At 67.4% G+C, this 16,507-nt stretch carries 22 protein-coding genes; 9 read left to right on the top strand and 13 right to left on the bottom strand.

Annotated elements, in window-relative coordinates:
• A partial coding sequence (locus AQY21_RS27200; RefSeq protein ID WP_161906059.1) for an ATP-binding protein occupies nt 1–155 on the top strand: 155 nt, incomplete at its 5' end.
• A gap of 200 nt (nt 156–355) precedes the next feature.
• On the opposite strand, the gene AQY21_RS18690 is transcribed toward AQY21_RS27200, so the two are convergent.
• The 4 genes from AQY21_RS18690 to AQY21_RS18675 are packed head-to-tail and all read right to left on the bottom strand — an operon-like array spanning nt 356 to nt 3,919.
• On the bottom strand, nt 356–1,165 hold the full coding sequence (locus AQY21_RS18690) for an alpha/beta fold hydrolase (RefSeq protein ID WP_058099115.1): 810 nt from the start codon (nt 1,163–1,165) through the stop codon (nt 356–358).
• The gene (locus AQY21_RS18685; protein ID WP_058099114.1) at nt 1,158–2,204 is read right to left on the bottom strand and encodes an aromatic ring-hydroxylating dioxygenase subunit alpha; all 1,047 of its coding nucleotides are present in this window, start codon (nt 2,202–2,204) and stop codon (nt 1,158–1,160) included. The genes AQY21_RS18690 and AQY21_RS18685 overlap by 8 nt, the downstream gene beginning before the upstream one ends.
• A gap of 9 nt (nt 2,205–2,213) precedes the next feature.
• Nucleotides 2,214–2,963 (bottom strand): SDR family NAD(P)-dependent oxidoreductase, encoded by a 750-nt coding sequence (locus tag AQY21_RS18680; protein ID WP_058099113.1) that lies wholly within the window; start codon nt 2,961–2,963, stop codon nt 2,214–2,216.
• A gap of 11 nt (nt 2,964–2,974) precedes the next feature.
• Nucleotides 2,975–3,919 carry a PDR/VanB family oxidoreductase gene (locus AQY21_RS18675; RefSeq protein WP_058099119.1) on the bottom strand — a complete coding sequence of 315 codons (945 nt, stop codon included), beginning with the start codon at nt 3,917–3,919 and terminating at the stop codon, nt 2,975–2,977.
• 109 nt (nt 3,920–4,028) lie between these two features.
• Between AQY21_RS18675 and AQY21_RS18670 the strand changes: the two genes are divergently transcribed.
• Complete coding sequence (locus AQY21_RS18670) at nt 4,029–4,964, top strand: LysR family transcriptional regulator (RefSeq protein ID WP_058099112.1); 936 nt, start codon at nt 4,029–4,031, stop codon at nt 4,962–4,964.
• Between the two features lie 229 nt (nt 4,965–5,193).
• On the opposite strand, the gene AQY21_RS18665 is transcribed toward AQY21_RS18670, so the two are convergent.
• Nucleotides 5,194–6,102, bottom strand: coding sequence for a LysR family transcriptional regulator (locus AQY21_RS18665; RefSeq protein ID WP_058099111.1), 909 nt, complete (start codon nt 6,100–6,102; stop codon nt 5,194–5,196).
• Between the two features lie 98 nt (nt 6,103–6,200).
• Here AQY21_RS18665 and AQY21_RS18660 point away from each other — a divergent pair, with 98 nt between their 5' ends.
• Together AQY21_RS18660 and AQY21_RS18655 are read left to right on the top strand one after the other, a co-directional pair.
• Complete coding sequence (locus tag AQY21_RS18660) at nt 6,201–6,521, top strand: nuclear transport factor 2 family protein (RefSeq protein WP_058099110.1); 321 nt, start codon at nt 6,201–6,203, stop codon at nt 6,519–6,521.
• Nucleotides 6,521–7,300: an SDR family oxidoreductase gene (locus AQY21_RS18655; RefSeq protein ID WP_058099109.1), complete on the top strand. Its 780-nt coding sequence runs from the start codon at nt 6,521–6,523 to the stop codon at nt 7,298–7,300. The genes AQY21_RS18660 and AQY21_RS18655 overlap by 1 nt, the downstream gene beginning before the upstream one ends.
• A gap of 106 nt (nt 7,301–7,406) precedes the next feature.
• Here AQY21_RS18655 and AQY21_RS18650 read toward each other — a convergent pair whose 3' ends face one another.
• Both AQY21_RS18650 and AQY21_RS18645 read right to left on the bottom strand, forming a co-directional pair.
• On the bottom strand, nt 7,407–8,297 hold the full coding sequence (locus tag AQY21_RS18650) for an alpha/beta fold hydrolase (protein ID WP_058099118.1): 891 nt from the start codon (nt 8,295–8,297) through the stop codon (nt 7,407–7,409).
• A gap of 215 nt (nt 8,298–8,512) precedes the next feature.
• A complete protein-coding gene (locus AQY21_RS18645; protein WP_058099108.1) occupies nt 8,513–9,313 on the bottom strand; it encodes a helix-turn-helix domain-containing protein in 801 nt (266 codons plus the stop codon).
• A gap of 132 nt (nt 9,314–9,445) precedes the next feature.
• Between AQY21_RS18645 and AQY21_RS18640 the strand changes: the two genes are divergently transcribed.
• Entirely contained in the window at nt 9,446–9,904 is a 459-nt protein-coding gene (locus AQY21_RS18640; RefSeq protein WP_058099117.1) for a nuclear transport factor 2 family protein, read from the top strand.
• Between the two features lie 75 nt (nt 9,905–9,979).
• Here AQY21_RS18640 and AQY21_RS18635 read toward each other — a convergent pair whose 3' ends face one another.
• From AQY21_RS18635 to AQY21_RS18620, 4 genes are read right to left on the bottom strand one after another with little or no spacing between them, the layout of a single operon-like run.
• The gene (locus AQY21_RS18635; protein WP_028717513.1) at nt 9,980–10,627 is read right to left on the bottom strand and encodes a glutathione S-transferase family protein; all 648 of its coding nucleotides are present in this window, start codon (nt 10,625–10,627) and stop codon (nt 9,980–9,982) included.
• Nucleotides 10,628–10,643: 16 nt separating this feature from the next.
• Nucleotides 10,644–11,087, bottom strand: coding sequence for an SRPBCC family protein (locus AQY21_RS18630; RefSeq protein ID WP_058099107.1), 444 nt, complete (start codon nt 11,085–11,087; stop codon nt 10,644–10,646).
• A gap of 13 nt (nt 11,088–11,100) precedes the next feature.
• Entirely contained in the window at nt 11,101–12,234 is a 1,134-nt protein-coding gene (locus AQY21_RS18625; protein ID WP_058099106.1) for a DJ-1/PfpI family protein, read from the bottom strand.
• A gap of 12 nt (nt 12,235–12,246) precedes the next feature.
• Nucleotides 12,247–12,609, bottom strand: coding sequence for a nuclear transport factor 2 family protein (locus AQY21_RS18620; protein ID WP_058099105.1), 363 nt, complete (start codon nt 12,607–12,609; stop codon nt 12,247–12,249).
• A gap of 68 nt (nt 12,610–12,677) precedes the next feature.
• Between AQY21_RS18620 and AQY21_RS29865 the strand changes: the two genes are divergently transcribed.
• Nucleotides 12,678–13,445 (top strand): GlxA family transcriptional regulator, encoded by a 768-nt coding sequence (locus tag AQY21_RS29865; RefSeq protein WP_238986830.1) that lies wholly within the window; start codon nt 12,678–12,680, stop codon nt 13,443–13,445.
• Nucleotides 13,382–13,678: a helix-turn-helix domain-containing protein gene (locus AQY21_RS29860; RefSeq protein WP_238986831.1), complete on the top strand. Its 297-nt coding sequence runs from the start codon at nt 13,382–13,384 to the stop codon at nt 13,676–13,678. The genes AQY21_RS29865 and AQY21_RS29860 overlap by 64 nt, the downstream gene beginning before the upstream one ends.
• 6 nt (nt 13,679–13,684) lie before the next feature.
• Here the strand turns inward: AQY21_RS29860 and AQY21_RS18610 are convergent, their stop codons facing one another.
• Together AQY21_RS18610 and AQY21_RS18605 are read right to left on the bottom strand one after the other, a co-directional pair.
• On the bottom strand, nt 13,685–14,371 hold the full coding sequence (locus AQY21_RS18610; RefSeq protein WP_058099104.1) for a thioredoxin family protein: 687 nt from the start codon (nt 14,369–14,371) through the stop codon (nt 13,685–13,687).
• Entirely contained in the window at nt 14,368–14,607 is a 240-nt protein-coding gene (locus tag AQY21_RS18605) for a hypothetical protein (RefSeq protein WP_152988273.1), read from the bottom strand. The genes AQY21_RS18610 and AQY21_RS18605 overlap by 4 nt, the downstream gene beginning before the upstream one ends.
• A gap of 64 nt (nt 14,608–14,671) precedes the next feature.
• Here AQY21_RS18605 and AQY21_RS18600 point away from each other — a divergent pair, with 64 nt between their 5' ends.
• On the top strand, nt 14,672–15,898 hold the full coding sequence (locus AQY21_RS18600) for a helix-turn-helix domain-containing protein (RefSeq protein ID WP_238986829.1): 1,227 nt from the start codon (nt 14,672–14,674) through the stop codon (nt 15,896–15,898).
• Between the two features lie 18 nt (nt 15,899–15,916).
• Nucleotides 15,917–16,507 (top strand): PQQ-binding-like beta-propeller repeat protein (locus AQY21_RS18595; protein ID WP_238986828.1); only part of this gene is annotated, 591 nt, incomplete at its 3' end.

Raw genomic sequence — 16,507 nt, 5'->3', positions numbered from 1 at the left:
CCAGCAATCTGCCTTTCGACGAATGGACCGAAACTTTCGGCTCCGAACGCCTCACCGGCGCGCTTCTCGACCGGCTGACCCACCACGTCAACATCCTCGAGATGAATGGCGAAAGCTACCGCCTCGCCAACAGTCGCGCCAGAAAGGCCGGCTGATCCCCCCTCCTCGAAAACCGCAACGCGCGGCTGAGACCCCCGCTCGGGCTACGCCCTCGCAGCGGTCTCAGCCGCGCACAACGGTGGCCGACTTTTGCGCCGCCCAGTGGCAGGTTTTTACGCCGCCGTTGACATCCCTGAGACCTGGCTGATGCATGTGCAGTGCTGGCGGATGGATTTTTTCTTGTTGTGTCCTATCTTTATGCGAGGCCGAGAAAATCGCGCAGTTGACGCGCGAGCAAGGCAGGCTGCTCCAGCGGGACCAGATGACCGGATCGCGGGATCTGCGCAAAGCTCCATCCCGGCGACAGGGCCGCCATTCTTTCGCAAACCTCGCGGCGGACGAAGCTTTCGGCACCATGGACGACCCGGACCTTCTGCGCCAAGCCGGACAACTCCCGCCAGAGGTCGTCCTTGCGAAACGGCCAGCGGGTCAGAAAAAAGGGATCGTGGCGGCGCAGCAGATGACCGTCCTCGGTCCGGACGACCGAGGCAGCGGCGAAGGCCGCGATGCCCTCGGGGGACGCCTGCGGATTGGCCCGGCCTTCCCAGGCAACGACGTCCTCGGGCCGCGAGAAGCGATAGGGCCGGGGAAACACATCCTGCTCGCCTGCGGTGAACGAGGGTTCGACATCGACGATCATCAGATGGCTTGCCAGTTCCGGCATTTCCGACAGCAGCGAGATCGCGGCCAGCGCCCCCCAGGACGAGCCGATCACGGAAACCGGGTGCGAGCCGAAGTCGACCTGATCGAAGACCAGCTTGAGATCGGCGACATGGTCCTGGGTTTCATACATGCGTTCCGAGGACCAGTCGCTGCGCCCATGACCGCGAAAATCCAGCGTGACCATCCGCACCCGGCCGGCAAGTTCGCGGGCCATGGCCGACCAGAGGAAGCCGCCCCCCGTCACCCCATGCAGCGCCAGCACGACCGGCCCGCTGCCGCCGTGATCCGTCAGATGGAGCCGGCCCGCGGCGCCATCGACGAAGATGCTTGCCGCATCAGGCATTTGCGAACTCGTTGGTCAGTTCCAGCAGCCAGCGGCGATATTCCACGCTGACGATATCGGCATGGCGAACCGGCATTTCCTGCCGCGCCAGTTCCCCGGCCAGGTCCATCTGGATCGGGGTCTGCGATTCGATGATCGGCTTGTCCTCGGCCAGCACTTCGTCCTCGAAATCCATGAAGAAGGCGTCATGTTCCGCCTCGGTCCCGAAATCGCGGGCCTGCCACCAGAAGCTCCGCGTCGTCGTCGCATCGACGGGCGAGGCGGCCATGAACAGGACATAGCGCTTGCCATTGGGAAAGATGCGCTTCAGGTGCACCGTATGGGGCATGGTCACGTGATAGACATTGGTCGGCTCGATCCAGTCGTCGGTCAGGCCAAGCAGTTCCTTCTTCTTGCCGACCCCCGGCTCTTTCACGCCGCTGCGGTCGAAGCGCATGACATTGTCCTCGCGCCAGACCTTGACCGCCTCGACGCGCGGATTTTCGCGGCTGCCGATGGAGCCGTCATGGACGAAGGAGAAATGCGCGAAATCGACGAAATTCTCCAGCCTGCGGGGGGTCGAGGTCTGCCAGTCGTAGGTCCGCCCCTGAAGCACCCGGAAATCGGGATCGTGCTGTTCGGGAAAGACGGGCGGCGCGTATTTCGGCCGGTCCGCAAGGCAGACCCAGACGATGCCCGCGGATTCCGTCGCGTGATAGCGGCGCACCTTGCGATTCATCACCGTGGCCATTTCCTCGCGGGCAGGGATGCGGACGCAATCGCCCTTATCGTCGAACTGCCAGCCGTGATAGGGACATTCCAGCTTGCAATCCACGACCTGTCCCAGGGACAGCGCCGCGCCCTTGTGCGGGCAGCGGTCCTGCATGGCGACCAGCGCGTCGCCCAGACGGGCGATCACCAGCCTCTCGCCCATCAGCATCGCGGCATGGGGCTTGTCCGTCACCTCGCTTGAATAGGCGACCGGATGCCAGAAATGACGCAGCGCCAGATAGGTCGGGTTATCCTGCGGCAGGGGGGATTTCGGTTCCTGATCGAACATGGCTGTCTCCTAGTTGAAATGTGCGCCACCGTTGACCAGAAGGCTCTGGCCCGTGATGAAACCAGCGAGATTGCTGAAGAGAAACGCAGCCGTCCCGACCATATCCTCGGGCAGCTGGGTGCGTTTGAGGCAGCGCCCGGCCACCGTCCGCTCATCGGCGGCGGTGCCCTGGCGCGCGGTGATGTCCTCGTCGGGGATCAGGTCGGGGCAGAGCGTGTTGACGATGATCCCCTCGCTGCCGACCTCGCGCGCCAGCGCACGCGACAGTCCGACGATCGCGGCCTTGGATGAGACGTAATGCAGGAAGTTCGGCACGCCCTTGTAAGGCGTGTTCGAGGACACATTGACGATGCTGCCCTGGCCCTGCGCCTTCATCTGGCCATGCACCGCCTTGATGCATTGCCACGAGCCCTTGACGTTGACCTGATAGCACAGGTCCCATTCCTCGGCGGGAATATCCAGGAAAGAGCCGAAGCTGGCCGATTTGAAGAAGCCCGCATTGTTCAGCAGCCCGTCGATCCGGCCGAAGCGCGCGACGGCGGCGCGGGCCATGGCGTCGCAATCCTCCTGCTTCAGAACATCCGCCGCGACCGCCAGCAGCCGGTTCTCATCGCCCCAGTCGGCGGCCTCGGCGCTTATGTCGTGAAGATCGGCGGCGACGACATTCGCGCCCATGTCCAGAAATCCCCGGCAATAGGCGTGGCCGATATTGCCCCCGGCCCCGGTCACGATGATCGTCTTGTCTTCGAGCAGTTGCATGCTGGTTTCCTTCAGATGTCGAGGGTGAGCGACGCGGACCTGGCCCGCGAGACGCAAATCATCATGCTGGCGTTCGCGGCGCGCTCGTCCGGCGTCAGCACGAGGTCGCGGTGATCGGGCTCTCCGGCCAGGACAGTGGTTTCGCAGGTGCCGCAAACCCCTTCGCGGCAGGAGCAGAGCGGCGCGAGGCCCTCCGCTTCGAGCGTTTCCAGGATCGAGCGGTCGGCGGGAACCCGCAGGGTCCGGCCCGAGCGGGCGCAGATCAGGTCGAAAGCCTCGCCAGTGGCAGCGGCGCCGTCATTCGCGAAATATTCGACATGGACCCGCTCGGGCGGAAGCTCTCCGGTGGCGGCGGCGAAAGCGGCCATCAGCGGGGCGGGGCCGCAGCAATAGAAATGCGATCCCGCAGGGGCGCCCGCCACGACCGCGGCCAGATCCAGCGGCATGACTCCCGCGATGCCGTCATGGATATGGACGAGAACGCCGTCCGAACGCTGCGCGAGCTCGCGCAGCTCGGCCATATAGGGGGTGCGGTCGGGAGTGCGGGCGCAGTGATAAAGCGTCCAGCCCGCACCCAGTTCGGCAAGCCGCCGGACCATCGCGAAGATCGGGGTGATCCCGATGCCGCCGGCGATCAGCACGGAATGGGGTGCCGTCTCGCAAAGCGGGAAATGGTTGCGGGGCGTACCAACCTCGATGCGGTCGCCGGGCTTCAGGTCGCGATGGACCGAGGCCGAACCGCCCCGGCTTTTCGGATCGAGATTGACCGCGATCTCCAGCAGGCCCGAACAGGCGGGGGCAAGCAGGGAATACTGACGGACAAGTCCGTTCGGCAGGTGCAGGTCGATATGCGCGCCCGGCCCGAAACCATCGGAGTCCAATGACGTTTCCGGCTTCAGGCTAAGCTGAACGATCCCGGTCGCGACCGGGGTGACGGCCTGCACGATCGCATGCATCACATATTCTCCTGGCTTGCTGTGGTCCTGTTCGCGGCTTGCCATCCAAGGCTAGGTGGAATTAATCCTTATCGAGAAATTGGATTTTCTTATATGTGAAGGAGCCGTCGTGAAGCTCTCGACCCGGCAGATCCAGGCCTTTGTCACCATCGCTGCGCAAAGCAGCTTCTCGCAGGCGGCGAATATCCTGGGCGTCACCCAACCCTCGCTGAGCCTGCTCATCCGCGAGATGGAGCGCATGCTCGACCTGTCGCTGTTCGACCGGAACACGCGCGGCGTCCGGCTTTCGCGGGTGGGGCAGGACCTCTTGCCCATCGCCGAGCGGATCCTGGCCGATCTGCGCCGGATCGAAGAAGCCGCAGGCGATTTCGCCACCCTTTCGCGGGGCGAGGTGCGCGTCGCCTGTTCGGCCGTTTCCGCCGCCGGCCCCCTGCCGGTCGCGATCCGCAGGTTCGAGCGCGACTTCCCCGGCATCCGCGTCATGATCAAGGACACCGCCGAGCAGAACCTGGCGGACCTGGTGCGCGGCGACCATGTCGATTTCGCCATTGCCACGCAGGTCGAGACCGATCCGCGCATCCATCAGGAACTGCTTCACAGCGATCAGATGGCGGCCTATGTCGCGCCGGACCAGCCCTTCGCCCAGTCCGAAACGATCCGCTGGAGCGAGCTTGGCGATACGCCCCTGGCGCTTCTCGACCGCAACAGCCCGCTGCGTCATATCGTCGACCGCATCGCGGGACGGCTGGGGATCTGGCTCAACACCCGCTATGAGGTGACGTTCGGCACCACCGCGCTTGCGCTGGCCGAACAGGGGCTGGCGGTCGCGATCCTGCCCAGCAATGCCATAATGGGCCGCGGGACTCCCTATCGAGTCCTGCGTAAGCCCTTGTCCCGCCCTATCGCGGCTCGCAACATCGTGCTGATGCGGCTCGCGAACCGGACCGCCAGCCCTGCTGAAGAGGCGTTCTGGCAATATTGCCGACAGGAAATCGGGGGCCATGCCAACACGGATCCTGTCGCTTCTTCCGTTGAACAGCCGTAGCTTGGGCTTGAGGCGAAAGCGTTGGCAAAGCAGCAGGGTTCCTCGCTGATCGGTCTCAGGTAGCGGTCGCGGTCCTCTTCCCCCGGTCTTCTCTCGTCAATGACCAGTGTGTCACTCACAGTGGTCTCTCATCGGCCGGAAATGCAGCGCCTCGTCGAATGACCGCTTCAGGAAATGCCGCCACGCAGCATGTACGAGGCAGACTATCCGCTCTGGGCCGAACCGGCCCTCACCCGCTCTGCGCCTGCCGCGCCATCTCTCGCGCCATCGCAAGGAATGCGGTGAGCCCCGCCGAGGGATTCCTGCGGCCGGGGTAATACAGGCAGAAACCGGGGCGCGGCGGGGTCCAGTCCTCCAGCAGGCGGATCAGGCGGCCGGCGGCGATGTCTTCGGCCACGTTCTGCTCGATGAAGAAGCCGATGCCCGCGCCCTCCAGCACGGCGGCGCGGGCGATGGCCGCCTCGTCCAGGATCAGGCGGCCGCGGACGTCGATCTGCACCACCTCGCCCTGCCGCTCGAAATACCAGCGGAACAGCTCTCGGTTCGGCAGCCGGACCCGGATGCAGTCATGCGCCAGCAGATCGGCCGGCACCAGCGGCAGGGGCCGGTCCGCCAGCCAGGCCGGAGTCGCGACGACCGCATAGCGCTGCGGCTTGCCAAGCGGCAGGGCGATCATGTCGCGGGGGACCAGGTCGCCGGTGCGGATGCCCAGGTCGAAGCCTTCGGCCACGATGTCGACCAGCCGCTCCTCGGTCACCAGATCGACCTGCATCCGGGGATGGCGGCGCAGGAAGTCCAGCACCAAAGGCGAGATGATCTCTCGCCCCGCCACCGCCGAGGCATTGATGCGCAACATCCCCGAGGGCGTCTGGCCCTGCGCGCGCACGCTGTCCATCGCCCCGCGGATCTCGGCCAGCGCGGGCGAGACGCTTGCGACGAACTGCCGGCCGGCATCGCTCAGCGACACGCTGCGGGTGGTCCGGTTGAACAGCCGCACGCCCAGGCCCGCCTCCAGCCGGGCGATGGCATGGGACAGCGCGGTCGTCGACATGCCCAGCTCGATCGCCGCCGCCCGGAAGGTGCCCCGGCGCGCAATGGCCAGCACGGCTTCCAGATCCCTCAGCCCGGCGTTCTTCATTGTCCCGATCCTGTCATCACCAGATGCCATCTTATCCCGCTTATCCCGATAATGGTCGAGGCCCATGTTTCGCCTGCAAGCAACAGAAGGAACGGAACATGCAGCTTCCCGCGCCGATCAGAACCTATTTCCAGGCCCAACCCCCGCAGGATGCCGAGGCTCTGGCCGCGGCCTTCGCGCCTGATGCCGTCGTGCGTGACGAACACCGGACCCATCGCGGAGCCGAGGAAATCCTGGCCTGGTGGCAGGCGGCCAAGGCGCAGTATCGCCACAAGGCCGAGCCGCTGGACCTGACCCAAGCGGCGGGCAAGACCGTGGTCCGCGCCCGCGTCAGCGGCGATTTTCCGGGCAGCCCCGCCACGCTGACCTTCACCTTCGGCCTGGCGGGCGACCGCATCACCGATCTGGAGATCCGCTGATGAACGGCTTTCTGACCCTGCAGGGCAAGCGCGCCCTGATCACCGGCGGCACCCAGGGCACCGGCGCCGCCACCGTGGCGCTGTTCCGGGAACTTGGCGCGCAGGTGCTGACCACGGCCCGCTCGCGCCCCGAGAACCTGCCCGAAGAGATCTTCGTCGCCGCCGACCTGACCACCGCGCAGGGCTGCCGGGCCGTGGCCGAGGCCGCGCACAGCCGGCTGGGCGGCGTCGACATAATCGTCCATGTGCTGGGCGGATCGAGCGCGCCGGGAGGCGGTTTCGCCGCGCTGACCGACGAGGAATGGCAGAAGGAGCTGGACCTGAACTTGCTCTCCGCCGTCCGGCTGGATCGCGCGCTTGTGCCGGGGATGGTCGCGCAGGGAGCAGGGGTGGTCATCCATGTCACCTCGATCCAGCGCCTCATGCCGCTGCCGGGCTCCACCACCGGCTATGCCGCCGCCAAGGCCGCGCTCTCGACCTACAGCAAGAGCCTTGCGAAAGAGGTGTCGCCCCAAGGCGTGCGCGTCCTGCGCGTCGCTCCCGGCTGGATCGAAACCGAGGCCGCCATCCGCCATGCCGAGCGGTTGGCGCAGGACGCGGGCACCGACTACGAGGGCGGCAAGCGGATCATCATGGACGGGCTTGGGGGCATCCCCCTCGGCCGGCCCGCGAAACCGGCCGAGGTGGCCAGTCTGATCGCCTTTCTCGCCTCGGATCGTGCAAGCTCCATCACCGGCACGGAACATGTGATCGACGGAGGAACCGTGCCGACGGCGTGAGGAGGCGGCTCGGACGCTCTCGTACACGGTACGAGCAAGACCAGCGAGGACATCCCTGCCTCGATCCGCCTTCGGACGTGGCGGGGGCGCATCCGTCCTTCCCAGATCAGGACCGACCATTCCGGGCCAAGAACGCCAATATCGCGCTGGCGATCCGCTCGGCGATACGGGGGTCGAGGTGGAAATGATGGTCTCCGGGAAGCTCGGCCATGTCGTAATCCGGGATCAGCCTTGCGCCAAGCCGGGCCAGTTCCATGGCTTTCGGTCTGCGGCTCTTGACGCCGTCTTCGGCCCACAGATTCAGCACGGGGCATCTGATCGCGCGCAGCACGGCTTCCACCTGCCCTTGGGTCAGCTTGACGGCGGAACTGGCGAAATGCCGGGGATCGCCGCGCAGCTGGAAGCCGCCGGGCCTCTCGATCAGCGCACGCTCGGCCAAGGCCTCCGAGGTTTGCCGCGAATTGCCCTGGGCCCGGCGGCGCTCGATGTAATCGGCTTTCGAGGCGAAGGTTCTGGGGGCGCTTGCCTTTTGCCTGCGGGTCTCTTCGATGAAGGCGCGCAGGGTCGAAACGACGCTTTCATCGGGCATGGGTTCGGGCACCAGCCAATCGAGCGCGACCAATGCGCGCGCCCTTTCAGGCTGCGCTGCTGCGAAGAGGGTCGCGATACTGGCGCCTCGGGAATGGCCCAGAAGGACGCAATCTCTCCATCCCAGCTGATCCAGGACTCCGGCGATCTGGGGCAGGTCGTCCCAGATATTGTAGGTGGCATGGGGCGAACGATGGCCGCTCTGGCCCTGGCCGCTGAGGTCCAGCGCGACGACATGGCATCCGATAAGCCGGGGCGCCAGTTCCTGGAAGCTGGCGGCATGGTCCATCCAGCCGTGCAGAGCCAGCACGGGAGTGCCGCCCTCATGCCCCCATGACAGCCCGCCAAGCTGCAACTCGTCCACGTCCCATCGGCAGTTTCGCGGGGGCGCCGCATCTGGCCCGTTCATCTGCATGCCCTGCTATTGGTTCTGCCCCGTCCGGGCATATCGCGCCCCGTCCGCGAATTGAAGCGCCGCGGCGGCCTTGCGGGCTGGACCTGAAATGCGACGGCTAGGCGAGGCGGCGGCCATGTCGAACTGCCCGAAGACTGATTCCGAGAGACCATGGTCCAGCGCTGGCGGGGGAGCATCCTCTTGGCGCCAACCGCCGGGAGCGCCTCATATCAACCCTCCGCCGCCTGCGTCATTGCCCTGGCGGTCCTGTTGTCGGCCGGAAGGAACGCCTCGATCGTCACCTCGGACAGCGTCACCTCGGTGGCGGTGCCGAAGACCGTGGTGGTGCTGAGGAAGGACAGGGCCCCCGCACCGCTTCGCAGCCTCAGCGGCACCGCGATGCGCCCCTCCCGCTCGGGATCCGAGGCTGGCGGCGTCGTGCTTGCGGGGCAGGGAAAGGCGGCGATTTCGTCGTGAAGCGCGGCCAGCACCGCATCCGCCGACTGCCTGATATCGTGCTTCAGCCGGGCCAGCAGGTGGGCACGCCATTCCGGCATGTTGAGAATGCGCGGCGCCAGCCCTTCGGGGTGAAGGCTCAGGCGCAGGACATTGACCTTTCCCTCCAGCAGATGCGGGGCGGCGACGGCCATCAGCTTGCGGGCCGCCGGATTCGCGGAAATCAGCGTCCAGCGGCGATCCACCGCCAGGGCGGGGTGCGGCAGATGGCCGTGCAGGACGCGGTCGATCATCCCGCGCACCGCCGAGAATTCCGGGGCATCCGGCCCGCGATGCGGGTAATGCGGGGCATGGCCCGCCGCGGTCAGGATCAGGTTGCGTTCCCGCAGAGGAATGTCCAGCCTTTCGCTGAGATGCAGCACCATGTCCCGGCTTGGCCGGGATCGCCCGGATTCCAGGAAGCTGAGATGACGCTGGGAAATCTCAGCCTCGCTTGCCAGCGCAAGCTGGCTGAGTGCGCGTCTCTGCCGCCATCGGCGCAGCAATTCCCCCGCATTGCCGGTCGCGTCGCTCATGGCAGGACGCTCGGCTCGGGCGCGGCGACGGCACGATTACCTGCGGGGTAATCGCTTTCGCAGCGCCGATTCGCGATGATTAGGCATCGCCTCGCCATCCGGCAGCGCGGAACCCGCTTTAAGGAGATGATCATGCCTGAAGACTACCATCGCCCGCCGTTGCAAACCACCACTTCCGCCGATTCCATTCCCGACCGGACTCGCGCCGTCGTGCAGCAATTCCTCGCCGCCAGGCTGGCAGGCGATACGGCGCGCCTCGCTTCGCTCTTTGCCGAGCAGGTGGACTGGCTGCTTGCCGAGAATCCCGCCGCCCCGTGGATCCGGCCGCGATCCACCGCCGCCGAGTGCGCTGCCCAGTTCACCGAACTGGCGCAATATACGGTGCCCGAGGATGCGTGGGCCTCGGTCGATACCTTGCTTGTCGATGGCGCCGACGCGGTCCTGATGGGGCATCTGTCGGGAACCGTGCGGGCGACGGGAAAATCCTTCGAGGGCCCCTTCGCCCTGCGCCTTACGGTCGAGAATGGCCGGATCACCCGCCATCATCTCTATGAAAACAGCCTGTCCATTGCCCAAGCCTGTGCTTCGTGAGGGGTGCGGCCCGAATTCCGGCGTCTCTCCTTCCCCGTTGCTTCTGTCTGCCATGATCTTTCCGCAAACGCCCGCTTAACCCTGCGACGCTGTGAACACCGCCAGTTGTGCCTCGAAGGCGCGTCGATAGGCGGGACGCGCCTCACCTCGGGCGACATAGGCGCGGAGGCTGGGATACCCGTCCAGGATGCCGCTGCCCTCCAGCCTGCGCAGCACCGTCACCATCATCAGGTCGCCGGCGCTGAAGGCGCCGTCGAGCCAGTCGGCCTCGCCGAGCCGGCGGGAAAGCTGCTCCAACCGGCCGCGGATGCGCTTCTCCAGCAGGGGAAGGCGCGCCTGGTACCAGGGCCTGTCGCGCTCGAAGTATACGGCCTGCTCCCACTCGATGATCGGCGGCTCGACGGTGTTGAGCGCGGCGAAGATCCACATGATCGCCCGCGCCCGCGCATTCGCGTCCTCGGGCAGCAGGCCCGGATGGCGCTGCGCGACATGCAGCACAATGGCGCCCGACTCGAACAGGGCAAGATTGCCTTCCTCATAGGTCGGGATCTGCCCGAAGGGGTGCAGCGCCAGGTGTGGGGGCTGCTTCATCTCGCCGAAACTCACTAGGCGGACATCGTAGGGCTGGCCAATCTCTTCCAGCGCCCAACGGACGCGCATGTCGCGCGCCTGTCCCTGGCCGCGGTCGGGGGAGTTTGCAAAGGCGGTGATGGTGGGGGTCATCGGAAAGCTCCTGCGCCTATTGTTTGATCTCGGGCTGGACCAGTTTCGCCAGCTTGTGCAGCGAATCCTGCCAGCCGAGATAGCAGGCTTCGGCGGGGATCAGATCGGGCACGCCCTGCTGTTCGATATTGACCTCGGTGCCGACCGAAACCTGTTTCAGATCCATCGTGACCGTCATCTCGCCCGGCAGGTTGGGGTCGTCGAACCGGTCGGTATAGACGAGGCGCCTGTCCGGGATCAGCTCCAAGTAGCTGCCGCCGAACGCATGGCTGTCGCCGGTGGTGAAGTTGCGAAACGACATCCGGTGCTGGCCGCCGACCTTCGCCTCCAGCTCGTGGACGGTGCAGAGAAAGCCGTAGGGCGGCAGCCAGCTTGCCACCGCGTCGGGCTCGAGGAAGGCGCGATAGAGCTTCTCGGGTTTCGCCGCGATGACGCGGTGCAGTCGGATCGTATGTGGCATAGGTTCCTCCTGTCTACCTTGGATATTCCAGTTGCATCGCCACCGCATCGGCGGTGCTTGCGCCGTAACGCGCGGTGATCGCGTCAAGCGTCCGGTCCAGGACATCGGCGGGCTTGCCGTCGGAAAAGGCCGGGACGCGCCGATCCCTTGGCCAGTCTGCGTCCTGCCGGTGGGGGATGAGACGGATGCCGCTGCGAGTTCCGACCATACCCGACGCGGCATAAGTCGTCACCTTCGACCGATATGTCCGCGACCAGGCATCGGCGGCCAGCGCCAGCGAGATCTCGTCCATGCCCGGCGCAAGGGCGATGCCCAACTCCTCATGGTTCCAGAAAGCCAGCCGGTTGGCCAGCACCGTCGCCGCGAAAGGCCGGGTCAGCGCGAAGGCGCCGCTGGCATGCCGTGCATCCCATGCCGCGATGCCCAGGTCACGGGCGATCGCTTCCGCCTTGGCGCGGCCTCCGATCGCCTCGATCAGGGTCAGCATCATCGGCATCGAGGCGGTGATGCCGGTCGTCGTCACCACACCCTCATCCGCGACCATCCGCCGGTCCGGGACATGAGAGATGGTCGGGTCGATCTTGCGCATCTCGTCCAGGTAATACCAATGCGTCACCGCCCGCTTGCCGTTCAGCAGCCCGGCGGCGCCCACCACCTTGGCGCCGGCGCAGATACCGACGATCACCGCGCCCTTGCCGACCTGATCCCGCAGCCAGGCGATCACCGCCGGATCATCGTCGCGGCTCATGGCGGGGACGATCACGTAATCCGCGCCCTGGGGATGGGCTGCGTCGAATGCCGCGATGGTGGCGTCGGGCTGGACAGACAGCGCAGGAAACAGCCGCACCGGCCCCGGCTCGGTGGCAAGCGAGACCACATCGGCCACATCGGCGCGCTTCAGGATGCCGTAAGGCAGCAGGTAATCGGTGGTCTCGGTGGCATCGTTGAGGCCGACGATGGCGACCAGGGGCCGCGCGCGCTTCGGCGGTTCCAGCGCCGCGAGCAGGGCATCCGTCTCTGCCTGCGGCACCTGCGGCGGGGTCAGGTCTGCCGATGCGGGCGGCAGCGAGGCGATCCAGATGCCGAAGCCCGCCGCCGAAAGGAGGGCCAGTCCCAGGATGGCTCGCAGAGCGATGCGAAGTCTCATCGGTTTGCCTCGCTATCCCTTCACATATCCGAAAGCCTCGACGATCCTGCCGTCCCGGACGCGCAGGATGTTGACGCCGCGCACCCGGTCGGCTTCGCCCTCGCCCCAAGACAGCCGCCAGCGGATGATGCCGCGACCCTTGCCGGCCCAGATCTCCTCGGCCGTGAAGGCGAGACTGGCCGGGGCGGCGATATCCTTCCAGAAATCCAGGCAGGCCTTGCGGCCTTCGTAGCGCGCGCCGTCCGGGGCGGGGGCGGTGTTCTCCAGGATGCAGCCCTCGCCGATCAGCGCGTCGAGGGCGTCGGGGCGGTGGTTCTCGAACGCATCGTGAAAGCGTTCGACGATCTCGCGGGTCGTTTTGCCATTCGCGTCCATGTCTCACCTCGTTGAACTGGCCAGGAAACGCTGTCGGCCTAGGTTAGTCTGCGGATGGGCTGGCAGATATGACAAAAAACGTGCAATCCCTGCCAATGCACCGGGTCGTCTTCATCCTCTATCCAGGGTTCGAACTGCTGGACATGGCCGGTCCCGCATCCGTCTTCAACGGCGCGAACCGCGCTCTGGGGCAGGTTGGCAAGGCGCCGTTCTACCAGATCTCGCTGGCCTCGCCGGGCGGCGGCGAGGTCGCCAGCAGCACCGGAATATCCGTGCAGACCGCGCGCCTGGATGAATTGCGCGGGCAACGGCTCGGCACGCTGCTGATCGTCGGCGCCGAAAGCGGGCCGCTGCAAGCCGCCATTGCCGACCCGGAATTGCGTGCGGCGCTGCCTGGATTGACGTCGGAGGCCGAACGGTTTGGTTCGGTCTGTTCGGGCGGGATGGTGCTGGCCGGTCTCGGGCTGCTGGACGGTCGCCGGGTCGCGACGCATTGGGACGCCTGCGCGCCCTTCCAGGCGCATTTCCCCGGCGTGAACGTCGATCCCGAGGCGCTTTACGTGACCGACGGCAGGCTCTGGACCTCGGCCGGGGTGACCACCGGCATCGACATGGCGCTGGCTATGGTCGCCCGCGACCTGGACGCCGGCATCGCGGGCGAGGTGGCGCAACGGCTGGTCCTCTATGCGCGCCGGCCGGGCCATCAGTCGCAGTTCAGCCCCCTGCTGTCGGCGCAGGCCAGGGGCGACAGTCCCTTCGCGGCGCTGATCGGCTGGATCCAGGCCAATCTGCACGCCCCCTGGATGTCCCGGCCCTGGCCGACCGCGCCGGGCTGAGCGAGCGCAGCTTTCACCGCAAGTTCACTGCCGCCACCGGCCAGACCCCGGCGCATTTCGTCGAGACGCTAAGGCTGGATGCGGCGCGTATGTTGCTGTCGCGCGGCCTGCCCTTGAAGCAGGTCGCCGCGCAGGTGGGGCTGTTTCCGGCCGCAAGATTCTCGCGCCTGTTCCAGAGGCGCTTCGGCATCTCGCCCGGAACCTATCGCGAGATGCATCGCATCGAGGCATAGCACCTTTCAATATTCGTCATGCAGCCGCAGCCAGCTCATGGCGCCGTTCTCATTGCGGCCCTTGGGGGTGAGGTCCAGCCAGTTGAACGCGCCCATGAGCAGTTCCACGCCGCGGTGATAGGTGGAATAGCTGTGGAAGAGGACGCCATCCTGCCGCACGAAGATGCTGACCCCGAACATGTCCGGGCTTTTCTGAATCACCGTGCCGTAATTGTAGATCGCCCGGCCGGTGGCGCGGTCCTCGTCCGTGAACGAGACGCCGAAATCGTAGTTGAAATCGCTCTCGCCCGACGACAGCCAGGGGAAGGTCCAGCCCATGCGCCGCCGGACCTCCTCGATCTGCGGGACCGGCGCGCGCGAGACGGCGGCGAAGGCCAGGTCGGCCTGCTCGAAATGCTGCCGGGCGGCATCGACATGATCGGCGACGAAGGAACAGCCCGAGCAGAGATGATCCGAACCCGGCGTCAGCATGAAGTGATAGATGGCAAGCTGGCTGCGGGTCCCGAAGAGGTCGCCCAGCGTCACCTCGCCGTCGGGACCGTCGAAGCGATAGGGCTTGTCGATGCGCACCCAGGGCATCCGCCGCCGCTCGGCGCGCAGCGCGTCGAGCTGGTGGGTCATGTCGCGTTCGCGGGCCAGCAGCGCCTTGCGGGCGTCCAGCCATGCCTCGCGGGAAACGATGGCTTGGGTCATGGTCGGTCTCCTTTCGGGGTTGGGCCTTGGTCTGAGACCAGCCGCAACCAGGGCGGCAGGTGGAACAGGGCCATCAGCAGATACATCGTGGCCATGCCGTCCAGCGGCAGCGGGCCGGGGTCGGACAGGCAGAGCGCGGGCGAGGCCGCCGTGATCCCGGCCATGGCGGCGAAGCAGGGCGCCGCCGCAAGGGCCAGCCGGCCGGCCGCGCCGGGCTTTTCCGTGGGCGTTGTCATTCGGGGCCTCCCGTCCGATGCTTTGCGGGACATGAAGCAGTCTAGGACGGGGCGGCATCCGGGCGTGAGTAACAAGCATGACGGGATTGCGGCGGCGGCGCAGGCGCTGGCGGCGGGGGATGCGGTGACGGCGCTGAAGCGGGTCGCCCTGCGCGACGACCCGCCGGCGCTGGCGCTGCGCGGCATCGCCATGGCGCAGCTGGGTGATCTGGACCGGGCGCGGGACCTGCTGCGCCGCGCCGCGCGGGGGGTCGGCGGCGATCCCCTGGCCCGGGCCCGCTGCCGGCTGGCCGCGGCGGAAATCGCGCTGGTGACGCGCGATCTGGGCGGTCTGGAGCAGGCGCTTGGCACGGCGCAGGCGGCGCTTGCGGGGCAGGGCGACCGGGCGAACGCCGCCCATGCCGCCGCGCTGCAGGCCCGGCTGTTGCTGCTGACCGGGCGTCTCGATCAGGCCGAGGCGGTGCTGAGGACGCTGGATACCGCCGCGCTGCCCCCGGCGTCGCGTCCCGGCTTCTGGCTGGTCGCCGCCGGCATCGCCATGCGGCGTATCCGGGCCGGGGATGCGCGGGCCGCGCTGGATCGGGCCGCCCGTGCCGCGCAGCAGACGGGCATCGCCGCGCTGGCCGCCGAGGTCGCACAGGCGCGCGCCGTCTTCGACGCCCCGGCCGCGCGGCTGATCGAAAACGGGCGCGAGACCCTGCTGGACCTGTCCGGGGTCGAGGCGCTGATCGGCTCGGAGATGCTGCTGGTCGATGCCTGCCGCAACCTTCTGCGCGGCGGCGCGATGCTGGTGCCACTGGCCGGGCGGCCGGTGCTGATGGCGCTGCTGCGCGCCCTGGCCGAGGCCTGGCCCGGCGACGTGCCGCGCGAAACCCTGCTCGCGCGCGCCTTTCGCGCCCGCCATGCCGACGAGTCGCATCGCGCCAGGCTGCGGGTCGAGATCGGGCGGCTGCGCGGGCAGCTCGCCCCGCTGGCCGGGATCAGCGCGACCGGCCGGGGCTTCGTGCTGGAACCTTGCCGCGGGCGCCGGATCGCCGTGCTGGCCCCGCCGGTCGAGGGTGATCACGCCGGGCTGCTGGCCCTGCTGGCCGATGGCGAGGCCTGGTCGAGTTCGGCGCTGGCCCTGGCGCTGGATGTCAGCCCGCGCAGCGTGCAGCGCGCACTGGCGGTGCTGGACGAAGCGGGCAGGGTTGAGTGGTTCGGCCATGGCCGCGCCCGGCGCTGGATCGCGCGGAGCGTGCCGGGTTTCCCGACAAGCTTGTTACTCCCGGCGCCCGTGCCGATGGGCTAGGGTGGAGCCATGAAACGCATGGCTGAAATCATCCGAGAATATGGCCCCTTTCCGGGGATCGAAGAGGTGCATGGCGTCAGTTTCGACGGAAGGCAGGTCTGGTTCGCCAGCGGCGAGCGGCTGAACGCGCTGGACCCCGACAGCGGCGAGCTGCTGGGCGCGCTGGAGATTCCCGCCGATGCCGGCACGGCCTTCGACGGCCGGCATCTGTTCCAGATCGCCGGGCCGGTCATCCGCAGGATCGACCCGGAGAGCGGCGCGGTTCTGGCGACCATTCCCGCGCCCGAGGGCGGCAATTCCGGGCTGGCCTGGGCCGAGGGCTCGCTCTGGGTCGGCCAGCATCGCGGGCGCCGCATCCAGCAGGTCGATCCCGAAACCGGCGAGGTGCTGCGCAGCCTCGAATCCAACCGTTTCGTCACCGGCGTCACCTGGGCCGACGGCGCGCTCTGGCACGGCACCTGGCAGGGCGAGGAAAGCGACATCCGCCGCATCGACCCCGCCACCGGCGCGGTGCTGGAGCGGCTGGAGATGCCGGCGGGCACCGGGGTCTCGGGGCTGGAATCCGACGGCGGCGCGCGGTTCTTCTGCGGCGGCGGCAGCAGCGGCACG

It is taken from the genome of Paracoccus sp. MKU1 (assembly GCF_001447385.1).
In the GTDB taxonomy this organism is placed as follows: domain Bacteria; phylum Pseudomonadota; class Alphaproteobacteria; order Rhodobacterales; family Rhodobacteraceae; genus Paracoccus.
The sequence above is the reverse complement of the archived record's forward strand: the minus strand, read 5'-3'. Positions and strand labels throughout refer to the sequence as shown.

Bases quoted from the DNA above. Each gene is read 5' to 3' on its own strand.
- AQY21_RS18630 (WP_058099107.1), bottom strand. From the start codon at position 11,087: ATGCCACATACGATCCGACTGCACCGCGTCATCGCGGCGAAACCCGAG.
- AQY21_RS18655 (WP_058099109.1), top strand. From the start codon at position 6,521: ATGAACGGCTTTCTGACCCTGCAGGGCAAGCGCGCCCTGATCACCGGC.
- AQY21_RS18620 (WP_058099105.1), bottom strand. From the start codon at position 12,609: ATGGACGCGAATGGCAAAACGACCCGCGAGATCGTCGAACGCTTTCAC.
- AQY21_RS18690 (WP_058099115.1), bottom strand. From the start codon at position 1,165: ATGCCTGATGCGGCAAGCATCTTCGTCGATGGCGCCGCGGGCCGGCTC.
- AQY21_RS18665 (WP_058099111.1), bottom strand. From the start codon at position 6,102: ATGAAGAACGCCGGGCTGAGGGATCTGGAAGCCGTGCTGGCCATTGCG.
- AQY21_RS29865 (WP_238986830.1), top strand. From the start codon at position 12,678: ATGACAAAAAACGTGCAATCCCTGCCAATGCACCGGGTCGTCTTCATC.
- AQY21_RS18610 (WP_058099104.1), bottom strand. From the start codon at position 14,371: ATGACCCAAGCCATCGTTTCCCGCGAGGCATGGCTGGACGCCCGCAAG.
- AQY21_RS18675 (WP_058099119.1), bottom strand. From the start codon at position 3,919: ATGCATGCGATCGTGCAGGCCGTCACCCCGGTCGCGACCGGGATCGTT.
- AQY21_RS18635 (WP_028717513.1), bottom strand. From the start codon at position 10,627: ATGACCCCCACCATCACCGCCTTTGCAAACTCCCCCGACCGCGGCCAG.
- AQY21_RS18685 (WP_058099114.1), bottom strand. From the start codon at position 2,204: ATGTTCGATCAGGAACCGAAATCCCCCCTGCCGCAGGATAACCCGACC.
- AQY21_RS18625 (WP_058099106.1), bottom strand. From the start codon at position 12,234: ATGAGACTTCGCATCGCTCTGCGAGCCATCCTGGGACTGGCCCTCCTT.
- AQY21_RS18680 (WP_058099113.1), bottom strand. From the start codon at position 2,963: ATGCAACTGCTCGAAGACAAGACGATCATCGTGACCGGGGCCGGGGGC.
- AQY21_RS18645 (WP_058099108.1), bottom strand. From the start codon at position 9,313: ATGAGCGACGCGACCGGCAATGCGGGGGAATTGCTGCGCCGATGGCGG.
- AQY21_RS18650 (WP_058099118.1), bottom strand. From the start codon at position 8,297: ATGAACGGGCCAGATGCGGCGCCCCCGCGAAACTGCCGATGGGACGTG.
- AQY21_RS18660 (WP_058099110.1), top strand. From the start codon at position 6,201: ATGCAGCTTCCCGCGCCGATCAGAACCTATTTCCAGGCCCAACCCCCG.
- AQY21_RS18605 (WP_152988273.1), bottom strand. From the start codon at position 14,607: ATGACAACGCCCACGGAAAAGCCCGGCGCGGCCGGCCGGCTGGCCCTT.
- AQY21_RS18640 (WP_058099117.1), top strand. From the start codon at position 9,446: ATGCCTGAAGACTACCATCGCCCGCCGTTGCAAACCACCACTTCCGCC.